14 protein-coding genes are annotated in these 14,109 nt (G+C 55.1%); 3 read left to right on the top strand and 11 right to left on the bottom strand.

The features are described 5' to 3' along the window. Positions 1–240: 240 nt before the first annotated feature. The 4 genes from hemG to pepQ are packed head-to-tail and all read right to left on the bottom strand — an operon-like array spanning position 241 to position 4,224. A complete protein-coding gene (gene hemG, locus AC6I8N_RS01200; RefSeq protein WP_497829880.1) occupies positions 241–777 on the bottom strand; it encodes a menaquinone-dependent protoporphyrinogen IX dehydrogenase in 537 nt (178 codons plus the stop codon). 17 nt (positions 778–794) lie between these two features. Next, positions 795–2,246: a Trk system potassium transporter TrkH gene (gene trkH, locus AC6I8N_RS01195; protein WP_497829879.1), complete on the bottom strand. Its 1,452-nt coding sequence runs from the start codon at positions 2,244–2,246 to the stop codon at positions 795–797. 14 nt (positions 2,247–2,260) lie between these two features. Continuing rightward, positions 2,261–2,893, bottom strand: a complete 633-nt coding sequence (locus AC6I8N_RS01190; RefSeq protein ID WP_497829878.1) for an IMPACT family protein — start codon at positions 2,891–2,893, stop codon at positions 2,261–2,263. After that, positions 2,893–4,224, bottom strand: coding sequence for a Xaa-Pro dipeptidase (gene pepQ, locus AC6I8N_RS01185; RefSeq protein WP_208724561.1), 1,332 nt, complete (start codon positions 4,222–4,224; stop codon positions 2,893–2,895). Before pepQ ends, AC6I8N_RS01190 begins: the two co-directional genes overlap by 1 nt. Before the next feature lie 187 nt (positions 4,225–4,411). On the opposite strand from pepQ, the gene fadB reads away from it, so the two are divergent. Together fadB and fadA are read left to right on the top strand one after the other, a co-directional pair. Beyond that, entirely contained in the window at positions 4,412–6,595 is a 2,184-nt protein-coding gene (gene fadB / locus AC6I8N_RS01180) for a fatty acid oxidation complex subunit alpha FadB (RefSeq protein WP_497829877.1), read from the top strand. A 10-nt stretch (positions 6,596–6,605) separates the two neighbouring features. After that, a complete protein-coding gene (gene fadA / locus AC6I8N_RS01175; RefSeq protein ID WP_497829876.1) occupies positions 6,606–7,769 on the top strand; it encodes an acetyl-CoA C-acyltransferase FadA in 1,164 nt (387 codons plus the stop codon). 84 nt (positions 7,770–7,853) lie between these two features. Here the strand turns inward: fadA and fre are convergent, their stop codons facing one another. The 3 genes from fre to pepE all read right to left on the bottom strand — a co-directional run bounded on the left by fre (position 7,854) and on the right by pepE (position 10,892). Further along, a complete protein-coding gene (gene fre / locus AC6I8N_RS01170; RefSeq protein ID WP_208724558.1) occupies positions 7,854–8,555 on the bottom strand; it encodes an NAD(P)H-flavin reductase in 702 nt (233 codons plus the stop codon). 47 nt (positions 8,556–8,602) lie between these two features. Continuing rightward, on the bottom strand, positions 8,603–10,087 hold the full coding sequence (ubiD, locus tag AC6I8N_RS01165) for a 4-hydroxy-3-polyprenylbenzoate decarboxylase (RefSeq protein ID WP_021183825.1): 1,485 nt from the start codon (positions 10,085–10,087) through the stop codon (positions 8,603–8,605). Positions 10,088–10,160: 73 nt separating this feature from the next. Then, positions 10,161–10,892, bottom strand: a complete 732-nt coding sequence (pepE, locus tag AC6I8N_RS01160; RefSeq protein ID WP_497829875.1) for a dipeptidase PepE — start codon at positions 10,890–10,892, stop codon at positions 10,161–10,163. Between the two features lie 209 nt (positions 10,893–11,101). On the opposite strand from pepE, the gene rfaH reads away from it, so the two are divergent. Next, on the top strand, positions 11,102–11,590 hold the full coding sequence (gene rfaH / locus AC6I8N_RS01155; RefSeq protein ID WP_497829874.1) for a transcription/translation regulatory transformer protein RfaH: 489 nt from the start codon (positions 11,102–11,104) through the stop codon (positions 11,588–11,590). Here the strand turns inward: rfaH and tatD are convergent. The 4 genes from tatD to tatA form a co-directional block, all read right to left on the bottom strand. Further along, entirely contained in the window at positions 11,587–12,369 is a 783-nt protein-coding gene (gene tatD / locus AC6I8N_RS01150) for a 3'-5' ssDNA/RNA exonuclease TatD (RefSeq protein ID WP_497829873.1), read from the bottom strand. The genes rfaH and tatD overlap by 4 nt on opposite strands. A gap of 91 nt (positions 12,370–12,460) precedes the next feature. Then, positions 12,461–13,231 carry a Sec-independent protein translocase subunit TatC gene (tatC, locus tag AC6I8N_RS01145; protein ID WP_021183821.1) on the bottom strand — a complete coding sequence of 257 codons (771 nt, stop codon included), beginning with the start codon at positions 13,229–13,231 and terminating at the stop codon, positions 12,461–12,463. Next, positions 13,221–13,742, bottom strand: a complete 522-nt coding sequence (tatB, locus tag AC6I8N_RS01140) for a Sec-independent protein translocase protein TatB (RefSeq protein WP_497829872.1) — start codon at positions 13,740–13,742, stop codon at positions 13,221–13,223. Before tatB ends, tatC begins: the two co-directional genes overlap by 11 nt. A 2-nt stretch (positions 13,743–13,744) precedes the next feature. Further along, entirely contained in the window at positions 13,745–13,999 is a 255-nt protein-coding gene (gene tatA / locus AC6I8N_RS01135) for a Sec-independent protein translocase subunit TatA (protein WP_013507380.1), read from the bottom strand. Between the last annotated feature and the right edge of the window lie 110 nt (positions 14,000–14,109).

Raw genomic sequence — 14,109 nt, 5'->3', positions numbered from 1 at the left:
TGCGAGCAGCGGGTTAACCGTCTGTCGCGAGGTGGCGTATATTACGCCTTCCTCCTTCAGAGTCAATCACTTTTTCGAGATTTTTCTCTGGCGGGATGAATCACTTCGTCCCTCGCTGACCGTCTGCGTTGCCGCTTTGCCGTGTCAGTGGAGGCGCATTATAGGGAGATAATTCTGACTGACAAGCGTTTATTGCAAAAAAATGATCGTTCGGACTAAATTTCACCAAAGCGGTCTATTTCACAACGATTTGCCTGGTAACTGCACAAAATCCTGGGCAAAAAGCGCGACCTTTTGCCAATCGGTGTACTCCACCTCTTTAGAAGCATCTGTTTCCCCGCCCGTCATACGCATAATCAACTGAATCATGACGCGGTCGAACCAACGATAGCGCGGATAACGCAGCGCACCGGCAAATACCGCACAGCAGTCTGGCTGCCAGGGTGACTGGGCCAGAAACTTACGGGTGTAAGCATTAGTCTCCGGTGTGCATTTATCTGCTTTACGTGCTGTCAGATTCACACTGAAGAAACCACTAACACGCTGCTGCAACTCTCCCAAATGCTGAGTGACAAACTTCATTAATGCCGGATGGAAATGACCATAGCGAATCGAGGCACCAATCAGCACCCGATCATATTGCGCCCAATCAAGCGTCGCTGTCTGTGATATCTCAATCACATCACACAACTGTTGCGGTGCCAGGTTTTGCGCAATACGTCCGGCAATTTTCTGTGTTTGCCCGTCACGGCTGGAATAAACAATCAACGCTTTCATTACACTATCCCGTTTTATCACTCGCGCCAGAAGGTCGGGGTGAAGAGCACCAGCAAAGTAAACACCTCAAGGCGGCCAAACAGCATGGTCGAAATCAATATCCACTTCGCCACATCATTCATCGAAGCAAAGTTATCGGCGACCACCCCCAGCCCAGGTCCGAGGTTATTGAGGGTCGCGGCAACAGCGGCAAAAGCGGAGAAGTCATCGACACCGGTGGCGATGATTGCCAGCATACTCACCAGAAACACCAACGCATAAGCGGAGAAGAATCCCCAAACCGCTTCCAAAATGCGTTCCGGCAATGCACGGTTCCCCAACTTAATAGTGTAAACCGCGTTAGGGTGAACAAGACGCTTCAGCTCACGCGAACCCTGTTTGCACAGCAACAGAATACGGATCACCTTCAGGCCGCCACCGGTCGAACCCGCACAGCCACCGATAAAAGCGGAACACAGCAACAGCACCGGCAGAAACAGCGGCCAACGCGCGATGCTGTCTGTAGTGAATCCGGCGGTGGTGGCCATCGATACCACCTGGAAAAAGGCCTGGTTCAGCGTTTGTAAGCCACTGGAATAGACATCATGGAACCACAGCACTACGGTACAGATCACCACCAGCGTCAACTGCACGCCAATGAACATCCGAAACTCCGGATCGCGCCAGTACACTTTCAGGCTGCGGCCACTCAATAAAGAGAAGTGCAAACCATAGTTACAGCCAGAGATCAGCAGGAATACCGCCACGATGGTATTGATTGTTGGGCTGTTGAAATAGCCAATGCTGGCATCATGTGTCGAGAAGCCACCGATGGCGATGGTGGAAAAACTATGGCCGATAGCATCAAACACCGGCATCCCCGCCAGCCACAGCGCCACGGCACAGGCGATGGTTAGCAGAACATAGATCAACCACAGGGTTTTTGCCGTCTCTGCGATACGCGGTCGCATTTTGTTATCTTTCAGCGGTCCGGGCATTTCCGCGCGATACAACTGCATCCCACCCACACCGAGAATCGGTAGGATCGCCACCGCCAGCACAATGATCCCCATCCCCCCCAACCATTGCAGCATCTGCCGATAGAACAGAATCGCTTTGGGCAACGAATCCAGCCCCACCAGCGTCGTCGCTCCGGTAGTGGTTAAACCGGAAAAGGATTCAAAGAACGCATCGGTCACCGACAGGTGCGGCTGCTCGGCAAACATAAACGGCATGGCCCCCACGCTGCCCAGCACGGTCCAGAATAACACCACGATCAGAAAACCTTCGCGCGGCTTCAGCTCGGTCTTTTGTTTGCGGTTCGGCCACCACAGCAGTGAACCAATGACAAGGGCCATCATAAAGGTCTGACTGAACGCCCGTCCGGCACCGTCACGATAAATTAAGGCCACCAGACCTGGCAGGATCATGGTTACTGAGAACAAAATCACCAGCAGGCCCACAATGCGGGTAATGGCGCGAAAATGCATTCAGCCTTTTCCTTTCAAAGAGATATGCTTGAATTTTCCAGTGGGATGAGCGTCAGCACGCCCCGACTGTAATCAGAGAGGTTTTGCCGAAAGCCATCGATCTGGCTATGCGGTAATGCCAGGCGCAGCGTGATGCGATCAAGATAATGGCTCTCTTCGACCTTGCCGTCAAAACGCTGCAGCAGGCGATCGATATCGCTGAGCTGTGCATAGTCACATTGCAGAGTAAAAGATTGCATCGGTACCTTACGGCAACGCGCCAGCTGTTTTAATCCTTGCTGCACACCGCCGCCATAGGCTTTTACCAGCCCACCGGTGCCGAGCATAATGCCACCGTAATAGCGCACCACCACCGCAGTGATTTCCCCCACACCGCTCCCCATTAGCTGAGCAAGCATCGGTTTGCCTGCGGTACCTGATGGCTCGCCATCATCAGAAAAACCCAGTTGCTGCGAATCATCCGGCGCGCCCGCCACCCATGCCCAACAATGATGTCGCGCGGTGGGGTGTTCAGCTTTAATCTGCTGAACAAAAGCACGCGCCGCTTCCACGCCGTCGGTGTGCGCCAGCAGCGTGATAAAGCGGCTTTTTTTGATGGTTTCCTCGCTAAGGCTGACCGCCTCAGCGGGAATGTCATAAGCGTCCATCAGGCCAGATGCAGATCGCGCGTCATGTTTTCAATCCGGTTGGCATGAATCACCACGTTATCCTCAATGCGGATACCGCCATACGGTTTCAGCGCATCAATCGCCTGCCAGTCAAAGTGATCTTTGTACTTACCGGTACGCAGTGCAGCCAGCAGTGAATCGATAATATAAAAGCCCGGCTCAATGGTCAGCACCATGCCTGGCTCCAGCACGCGGGTGCAGCGCAGATACGGATACTGTGCCGGAGCGGCCAGGTGCGTACCTTTATCATCCTGCATAAAACCGGCCACGTCATGCACCTGAAGCCCCAACGGATGACCAAGACCATGCGGCATAAATGGACCGGTTAAATCTTCCGCCACCAGCGTTTCTTCGCTCAGTCCCTTCACCAGTTCAAACTTCAACAGCATACGCGCAATGCGTTGGTGCATCTGTAGATGATAATCGGTATATCGCACGCCCGCTTTAAGGGTGGCAATCAGCGCCAGCTCCTCTTTGTTCATGGTTTCAACCATCTCGGCGTAGCGTGATTTCGCCTGGGCGGCGTAACTGCGCGTCAAATCGGCGGCATAACCAAGGTACTCAGCACCGGCGTCAATCAAAAAGCTGTGGCGCTTCGCGGGCGGCTGATGATCCAGTTTGGTGTAATGGAGCACGGCGGCATGTTCATTCAGCGCGATGATGTTACCGTAAGGCACATCGATATCACGGTGGCCGGTCGCACTCAGGTAAGCGATATTGATATCGAACTCACTCATGCCAGAGAAGAAGGCTTCTTTGGCCGCACGATGTCCCGCCACTGCCAGCTTCTGCGCTTCACGCATACAGGCCAGTTCATAGTCGGTTTTGATGCTGCGATGGTAATGCAGGAAATCGATCACCCCTTTGGGGTTGATGCTATCCGCCTTGATGCCCAACTGGGTGGCACGGTTTGGCACTGGCCCGATATAAGCCACATTGTCGCGCTGGGTCGGAAGCAGTTGTGCAATTTCGTCAGCATTTTTCAGGCCGATAACGTCAACATCCCCGGTCCAGAAGCTATTCGGCAGCGGCTCCACGTTGTGCCAGTAATCCACCGGTGAATAGAACCACAGTTTCGGTTTATTCACGCCGTCAATCCATAACCAGCAGTTAGGCACCTGCGTCACCGGCACCCAGGCTTTGAACTGCGGATTCACCTTAAATGGATAGTCGTGATCGTCGAGGAACACCGTCAGCAACTCGCCAGAGTGAATCAACATAGCATCGAGTTTAAAACGCGCCAGCACCTGCTGCGCACGCTGTTGCAGCGTATTGATATGCGCGTGATACAGGGTTTTCAGTGAATCCATGAACTTGTCTCCAATATCGCGAAAATGGCCGCAGTGTAGCATAGCCGCGTCCGTGATGCCGTGCCCCTGCGCGCTGTGATCGCTGTATCAAATAATCAAACTCTTGTTTGCAAAAAATTAACATCGAACTCACACTCACGATCATCTGGTATGACCAGATCAACTTTCGCGGTTTCAGGAGACGGACATGCTCTACCAAGGCGATACCCTTTCTGTTCGCTGGCTCGACGATGGCATCGCCGAGCTGGTTTTCGACGCGCCCGGTTCGGTGAACAAACTCGATACCAAAACCGTAGCCTCGCTGGGTGAGGCGCTGGGTGTACTGGAGCAGCAGCCCACATTGCGCGGCCTGTTGCTCACGTCGGCCAAACCGGCGTTTATCGTCGGTGCCGACATCACCGAATTTCTTTCCCTGTTTGATGCGCCAGTTGAAAAACTGAGCCAGTGGCTGGCGTTTGCCAATAGCATCTTTAATCGTCTGGAAGATCTCCCGGTCCCTACCGTCTCCGCTATCGATGGCTATGCCCTGGGTGGTGGTTGCGAGTGCGTACTGGCAACCGACTTCCGCATCGGAACCCCACAACTGCGCATTGGCCTGCCGGAAACCAAACTGGGCATCATGCCGGGCTTTGGTGGTAGCGTGCGTTTGCCGCGTCTGCTGGGTGCCGACAGTGCACTGGAGATTATCGCCGCAGGCAAAGATGTCGATGGCAGCAGCGCCCTGAAACTGGGCCTGATCGATGCGGTAGTCAGCAGCGACAAACTGCGCAGCGCCGCATTAACCGTGTTGCGGGACGCTTTGGTGCAGGGCAGTTGGCAGGCGCGTCGCGCACCGAAACTGGCGCCACTGAAACTCAGCCCAATTGAAGCGGCGATGAGTTTTACCATCGCCAAAAGTATGGTGCTGCAAACGGCGGGGAAACATTACCCGGCACCGATCACCGCAGTTAAAACCATTGAAGCGGCTGCCACACTCGGACGCGATGATGCCTTGAAACTGGAAACCGCTGCATTTGTGCCGCTGGCGCAAAGTGATGTGGCACGCTCGTTGGTCGGCATCTTCCTCAATGATCAATATGTCAAAGCCGAGGCGAAAAAACGCGGCAATGCCACCACAACGCCAGCGCAGGCGGCGGTACTGGGTGCCGGGATCATGGGCGGCGGCATTGCATATCAGTCAGCGTGGAAAGGCGTACCGGTGCAGATGAAAGACATCAATCCGCAGGCACTGGCGCTCGGTATGAAAGAAGCGAGCAAGCTGCTGAACAAACAGCTGGAGCGCGGCAAGATTGATGGCGCGAAGCTGGCCAGCGTGCTGACCACCATCCAGCCAACGCTGGACTACGCCGGATTTGCACGCGCGGATGTGGTGGTGGAAGCGGTGGTGGAAAACCCGCAAATCAAAGCTAAAGTGCTGGCCGAAACCGAGCAGCATCTGCGCGATGATGCCATTCTGGCTTCCAACACCTCGACCATTCCTATCAGCCTGCTGGCGCAGTCGCTGCAACGACCAGAAAATTTCTGCGGCATGCACTTCTTTAACCCGGTGCCACGTATGCCGCTGGTTGAAGTGATCCGTGGCGAAAAAACATCTGAAGAGACAATCGGTAAGGTGGTCGCCTGGGCCAGCAAGATGGGTAAGACGCCCATTGTGGTCAATGACTGCCCCGGCTTCTTTGTTAACCGTGTGCTATTCCCCTACTTCGCCGCCTTCAGCCTGTTGCTGCGTGATGGTGCCGATTTCCGTCAGATCGACAAAGTGATGGAGAAACAGTTTGGCTGGCCGATGGGTCCAGCATGGCTGTTGGATGTGGTAGGGATCGATACCGCTCATCACGCCCAGCAGGTAATGGCGCAGGGTTTCCCCTCACGGATGCAAAAAGATTATCGCGACGCCATTGACGTTCTGTACGAAGCCGGTCGCTATGGGCAGAAAAATGGTCTGGGTTTCTGGCGTTGGACCGAGGACAAAAAGGGCAAAGCGCAGAAACAGGCCGATGCGGAAGTGGATACGTTACTGCAACACGTCTGCCAGCCGAAGCGTGTCTTCAGCGATGAAGAGATTGCTAACCGCATGATGCTGCCAATGCTGAACGAGGTTGTGCGCTGCCTGGAAGAGAAGATTATCGCTTCCCCGGCCGAAGCGGATATGGCGTTGGTATATGGCCTCGGTTTCCCGCCGTTCCGTGGCGGTGCCTGCCGTTATATGGATACGCTGGGCAACAGCACGGTGGTTGATCAGGCCAAACGCTACACCGCGCTCGGCCCCTTGTATGCGCTGCCTGAGTTGCTGGTGCAGAAAGCTCACCAGCATCAAAGCTGGTATCCCGCAGCCCTCCCCATTGATGAAGCCGCGCTGCAAAGTGCCTGAGGATAATAAAATGGAAAATGTGGTTATTATCGATGCCGCCCGCACGCCAATGGGACGTTCCAAAGGTGGCGCATTTCGTCAGGTCCGTGCGGAAGATCTCTCTGCTCACCTGATGCGTGAACTGCTGAGTCGTAACCCGGCGATTGATCCCGCTTCCCTGGACGACATTATTTGGGGCTGCGTACAGCAAACGCTGGAGCAAGGCTTCAACATTGCCCGTAACGCTGCGTTGCTGGCAGAAATCCCGCATCGCGTCCCCGCCAGCACCGTTAACCGCTTGTGCGGTTCGTCGATGCAGGCACTGCACGATGCCGCCCGCGCCATTATGGTCGGCGACGCACAAAACTGCCTGATTGGCGGTGTGGAACATATGGGTCACGTCCCCATGAATCATGGCGTGGATTTCCATCCCGGCCTGAGCCGTACCGTCGCCAAAGCTGCCGGCATGATGGGCCTGACAGCCGAAATGCTGGCACGTATGCACCATATCAGCCGTGAACAACAGGATGCCTTTGCGTTACGTTCACACCAGCGTGCCTGGCAAGCTACCCAGCGTGGAGATTTTAAGCGTGAAATTATCCCCACCTACGGTCACGACGGCGACGGGGTGCTGAAACGCTATGATGCTGATGAGGTCATCCGCGAAGACGCCAGCCTCGAAGGATTGGCGGCGCTGAAACCGGCGTTTGACCCGGTCAACGGTACCGTGACCGCCGGTAGCTCCTCCGCCCTTTCCGACGGCGCGGCCGCGATGCTGATCATGAGCGAAAGCCGTGCGCGCGAGCTTGGCCTGACGCCGCGCGCGCGTATTCGCAGCATGGCGGTAGTGGGCTGCGATCCATCGATTATGGGATACGGTCCGGTCCCGGCCAGTAAGCTGGCGCTAAAGCGTGCCGGTTTAACCGTACAAGATATTGATCTGTTTGAATTGAACGAAGCCTTCGCCGCCCAGACGTTACCGTGCCTTAAAGATTTGGGCCTGCTGGATCTGATGGATGAGAAGGTCAATCTGAATGGTGGCGCGATTGCGCTTGGCCACCCGTTGGGATGTTCCGGGGCACGAATCAGCACCACGTTGCTGAATCTGATGGAACGTCGGGATGCGCAGTTTGGCCTGGCCACCATGTGTATCGGTTTAGGCCAGGGCATCGCCACGGTATTCGAACGCCTTTAATACGTTGACCACCTGCATGATTTCCCGCCCTTTCGGGCGGGCTTTTTTGCCTTATGCAACCCACACATACCCACGTAGCGGCTATCAGATAAAGGCAAAGGCATCGCCGTACATCTGCGCTTCCAGCGCACCGCGTTCCGCGCAGAAGCGCTCGCGGGCAATCTTCGCCATTTCAAACCGGCCTGCAATATAGATATCGTGCCCACTCAACGTGGCGTAGTCCTGCATCACTGCCGTCAGCACCGTCCCGGTACGTCCCTGCCAGCCTGCTCCCGGCTGCTCCACCACCGGAATCACCTTCAGATGTGGGTGTTTCACCGCCAGCGCATTCAGTTCGTCAAGATCGTACAAATGCGTGAGTTCGCGGCCGCCCCAGTAAATGGCGATATCACGATCGGGCTGCTGCGCCAGCGCGGTCAGCAGAATGGAGCGGGCGTAGGAGAAACCGGTACCGCCGGCAATCAGGATGATGGGACGATCGCTCTCTTCGCGCAGCCAGGCATCGCCGTGCGGCATATCCACGGTAATTTCACGCTGGTTCTGGATACGCTCCATCACCGCCATCGCATAGAGATTCAACTCAGAGGCACCGATATGCAGCTCAATGATGTCTTTTTCCATCGGCGTAGAGGCGAGGGAAAAGGGACGCTTATCGCGCTCATCCATCACCACCATTAGGTACTGTCCGGCACGAAAGCTAAAATCCGCTTCCGGGATCAAACGGACGCGGTAGACGGTATCCGTAATTGCTTCAACCGAAGTCACTTTGCAGCTTAACGTTGTCATGCGTTCCCTCTGTCGGGTCGTTTGTTTTTATGGTTTGCTCGCCGCCATCAGCGCTGTGGCGGCTCGGCAAAAATGCCTAACTCATCCCAAATGGCGTCGATACGCGCCGTTACCGCCGGATCTTTCACAATCGGTGTGCCCCACTCACGCGTGGTTTCGCCCGGCCATTTATTGGTGGCATCGAGGCCCATCTTCGAACCCAGCCCGGAAACCGGTGACGCAAAATCGAGATAATCGATCGGCGTATTTTCCACCAGAACCGTGTCACGCGCCGGATCCATACGGGTGGTAATGGCCCAGATCACATCGTTCCAGTCACGCGCATTGACGTCATCGTCACACACAATAACAAATTTGGTGTACATGAACTGCCGCAGGAACGACCAGACGCCAAACATCACGCGTTTGGCATGACCGGCGTACTGTTTTTTCATGGTCACCACGGCCAGCCGATACGAACACCCTTCCGGCGGCAGATAGAAATCCACAATCTCCGGGAACTGCTTAATCAGAATCGGCACCAGCACTTCGTTCAGCGCCACCCCCAACACTGCCGGTTCATCCGGTGGACGGCCGGTATAGGTTGAGTGATAAATCGGGTTACGACGTTGCGTTATGTGCGTCACGGTAAACACCGGGAAGCTATCTACTTCATTGTAGTAGCCGGTGTGGTCGCCGTACGGACCTTCAGGGGCCATGTCGCCGGGTTCGATGTAGCCTTCCAGCACAATTTCAGCGCTGGCGGGTACTTCCAGGTCGTTGGAGAGGCACTTCACCACTTCGGTTTTATTGCCGCGCAGCAGGCCCGCGAAGGCGTATTCGGACAACGTATCCGGCACCGGCGTCACTGCGCCGAGGATGGTGGCGGGATCCGCCCCCAGAGCCACCGCAACCGGGAAACGTTCGCCGGGATGGGCTTTGCACCACTCCTGAAAATCGAGTGCGCCACCGCGATGTGATAACCAGCGCATGATCAGACGGTTTTTGCCAATCACCTGCTGACGATAGATGCCGAGATTCTGCCGCTCTTTATGCGGTCCACGCGTGACGGTTAAACCCCAGGTAATTAACGGCGCGGCGTCGTCCGGCCAGCATTTCATTACCGGGATGCGCGATAAATCGACCTCGTCACCGCTAAACACTTCTTCCTGGCACGGCGCATTACGCAACCGCTTGGTTGGCATGTTCAGCACCTGCTTAAACTGCGGCATCTTGTCGAACAGATCGCGAAAACCTTTCGGCGGCTCAGGCTCTTTAAGAAACGCCAGCAGTTTACCCACTTCGCGCAGTGCGCTGACATCTTCCTGGCCCATGCCCATTGCCACGCGCTTGGGCGTACCAAACAGGTTGCACAGCACCGGCATGTCATAACCTTTCGGGTTTTCAAACAGCAGCGCCGGGCCACCGGCACGCAGAGTGCGGTCGGCAATTTCGGTCATCTCCAGTTCGGGATCGATCGCCTGAGAGATGCGTTTTAACTCGCCCCGCTGCTCCAGCAGCGCAAGGAAATCACGTAAATCCTGATATTTCATGTAGGGTTAACTTCCAGCCCAGAGGAATCGGCCATTATAGGGCCGATTCTGCGGGCATGTTGAGGTTTCTGCGTCAGGCGGGCTGACAGGAAAAAGGCACCAACGATTGCAGCGCCAGCACGTCATGGAAGGCGGCGATCGGCTCGCCGTGGCGGAACACCTTAAAATCTTCCCCACGCGCGCTGTAATAACGCAGACGATTTTCGCTAACGTGCAAGAAGCTGCCTTCACGTAAGGCAATCACCGACTCATGCGGGTTGACCGCACAAAACTCCGCCAGCCGTTCATCTCGGGTTTCGCCCATATGGCCGCTGACGTGCGCATCGAGATAATGTGGGTTGATTTGCACCGGAAACAGTCCCAGCGCAGGCAAGACCACGCTGCTACGCACCGGCATATCATTGGTGGTACGGATCGACGGGGTTGCCACATTGCATCCGGCACTCCAGCCGACATAAGGCACCTGACGTTCACGCACCGCGCGCTGAATCGCCACAATCAACCCATGCTCATGCAGCATTTGATTGAGCAGCCAGGTGTTACCGCCGCTGACCAGAATCAACTCTGCCTGTTCAATGGCAGCCACCGGTGAGTCGAACTCATGCACGGTACGCACCAGGATACCGAGAGAGTCACTGAGATCCTGCGCGCGCTGGGCATGATCACCACGAATAATCGCGTAAGGCACCAGTACGGCGGAGGTAATACCGCGTTGCGCAATCATCGCATGCAGCTGCGGGTGGGCGTAGCTCAACAACGGCGCATCATCGGCCAGCTTGCCATTACTTAACAGGAACAGTTCCATCAGACGGTCCTTTTCATTCATAAGATGGTGAAGGAGTCTGATACAGATTATCGCCAGACGTCAATTTTCTTGCGATAAACGTCATTAAAGGGTTAAGACTCAGAAAAATCGTAGTGAAATTTGTTTCGCGGCTGCGTTTCCCCCGGCTGATGCGCTATAACTCTGACAGCAGGTTTGCTATTCTTAGCGTCCATTCTTTGGGAGCAGTTATGGAATCCTGGTACTTACTCTATTGCAAACGTGGACAACTGTTGCGCGCGAAAGAACATCTTGAGCGGCAGGCAGTGAATTGTCTCAGCCCAATGATTGCGCTGGAGAAAATCGTTCGTGGTAAACGTACCACCGTGAGTGAGCCACTGTTTCCCAACTATCTGTTTATCGAGTTCGATCCGGAAGCGATTCACACCACCACCATCAGCAGCACGCGTGGCGTCAGCCACTTTGTTCGCTTCGGCACGATGCCAGCTACGGTACCCTATGAGGTGATCGAAGCGCTGCAAAGTGATGCGCCTCAGATCCTGATCGATCCAGAGACGCCACAAGTCGGTGATGAAGTGATCATCACCGAAGGCACCTTTGAAGGTCTGCGTGCCATTTTTGCCGAGCCGGATGGTGAAACCCGCTCAGTCCTGCTGCTTAACCTGCTGAATAAACAGGTAATGCGCAGTGTGGATAACAAGCAGTTCCGTAAAGCCTAAGCCAGCCTGAACAACTGACGCGCATTAGCGACTACCTGCACGCCCAACGTCTCTGCCGCCTCATTACGCCATAACGCCACCTGCTGCACGATGTGCGGCAGAAAACAGGGTTCGTTGCGGCGCGAAGTCGGACGCGGATGCATATCACGCGGCAGCAAATACGGCGCGTCGGTTTCCAGCAGCAGACGTTCTGCCGGGATCAACGGCAGCAGCTCCCGCAGCTCCATACCACGCCGTTCGTCGCACACCCAACCGGTAATGCCAATCGACAGTCCCATCGCCAGACAGGATTCCAGCTCCTCACGGGTACCGGTAAAGCAGTGAGCCACCGCCCCGACCAGTTTCGGCAGCCAGGGTTGCAGGATCGCGGCGAAACGCGCATGCGCTTCACGGCAATGCAGGAAAACCGGTAATTGCAGCTCGGCAGCCAACTGAAGTTGTGCATCGAAGGCGTATTCCTGCTGATCATGCGCCGAAAAGTTGCGGTTAAAATCCAGCCCGCATTCGCCAATCGCCACCACCTGCTCACTCTCCGCCAGACGACGCAGGGTATTGGCGGTTTCCGCTGACCATGCGCTGGCATGGTGCGGATGAACACCCGCAGTTGACCAGCAGTAGCCTGGATGCAGTGCCGCCAGCCGCTGCGCCTGTTGGCTTTCCAGTGCGTTGGTGCCGGTAATTAACAGGCCGGTGACGCCTGCTTCGCGCGCACGCGCCACGACCTGTTCGCGATCTTTCGCAAATTGCGTGCTGGTCAGGTTTACACCGATATCAAACATGTTTCTTCCCAAATAAAAAAACCGCCCAACAGGTGGGCGGTTTAGATTTATCGTCATCCCGCTCGCACACGGGATCTGCTGCAAGAAAGCATCAGGATTCGGTGTGATTTTCCTCGTCCACCGATTCTGACTCCGCCTTGCGTCCTTTCCCCACATAGTAACGGGAGAAGAATACGCCGACTTCAAACAGGCAGTACATCGGAATAGCGAGCAAAGTTTGTGAGAAAACATCCGGTGGTGTGAGCAACATCCCAACAACGAATGCGCCAACCAGAATATATGGACGTTTCTTTTTCAGGTCTTCCGGCGTGGTGATTCCAGTCCAGCACAGCAGCACAATCACGACCGGCACCTCAAACGCGACCCCAAACGCCAGGAACAGGGTCATGACGAAGTCGAGATAGTGGGTGATATCCGTGGCGATTTGCACACCCTGCGGCGCAGTTTTGGCAAAGAAGCCAAACGCCAGCGGGAACACGACGAAGTAAGCAAATGCCACGCCGACGTAAAACAAAAAGGTGCTGGAGAACAACAGTGGCATCACCAGCCGGCGCTCATGACGGTAGAGCGCCGGTGCAATAAAGGCCCATACCTGATACAGAATCACCGGCACGGCAAGAAACACCGACACAATGATGGTGAGTTTAATCGGGGCAAAGAAAGGCGACGCAACTTCCGTGGCGATCATGCTGGCACCGGCGGGCATCTGGCTAATTAACGGCTCTGCCACCATATGGTAGATGTCGTTGGCGAAGTAAATCAGCGCCAGGAAGATGACAAATACCGCGATGATGCAGTTTAACAGACGTTTACGCAGCTCAATCAGATGGCTGATGAGCGGTTGGGTATCTTCAACGGCCATGTTTATCGTTCATCACCTGCGGGTCGGTTGGCGCTGTGCTGTGAGATGCACTGGCGGAATCGGGTTGCTCCACGGCAGACGGTGCGGTTTGCGGCGTCTGCGCCGGAGCACTGGCCTGATGTTCCGCTGTCGCGGGTGTTACCGGCGATGCAGGAGCAACAGGCGGCGGCGTATGAATGGTATTGGCTTCATCTTCCGCTTTCTCTATATCGATGCTCTGCTGATAAGAACGTTTCATGGAGTCAGCGGTTTTACGCAGCTCTTCCATCGATTCTTTCAGTTCCGGTGACAGCGTGCCACGGCCCGCTTCTTCCACCTTCTTCAGGCTATCTTGCAGCTCCTGCAGTTTCAGTTCCTGCGCCAGTTCATGCTGTACGTTAGCCGCCAGCGAGCGAATCGCCCGAATCCAGCCCACTACGGTTTTTACCGCAACCGGTAATCGTTGTGGGCCGAGAACAATCAGCCCGATAACGAACACCAATACCAGTTCACTAAAACCAATGTCGAACACGGTTATACCTGCTTGTCGTTCCTGGCGTCGTCTTTACTTGCCGAGGTTTGCTGTTTATCTGCCAGGGTTTTGGCGTTGAAGTCAGCGTCCTGCTCCTTCGGTTGATCCTTTTTTTCGTCTTCATCACTCATAGCTTTTTTGAAACCACGAATGGAAGAACCTAAATCCGAACCCAGATTGCGTAGCTTATTGGTACCGAACAGAAGTACAACAATGACGGCAATGATTAACAATTGCCAAATACTGATACCGCCCATGAGATATGCCTCTAATATTCTGTGAAAAACTGTCGTATGTAACACACAGAAAGCCCATATGATTTCGGGCCTTAGCCTGCGACATTACGCGTTTTAGATCTGGCTGACAA

The organism is Pantoea sp. X-Soil-TKNS-1279 (genome assembly GCF_059730565.1).
This window is presented reverse-complemented; position numbering and strand designations above follow the sequence as displayed.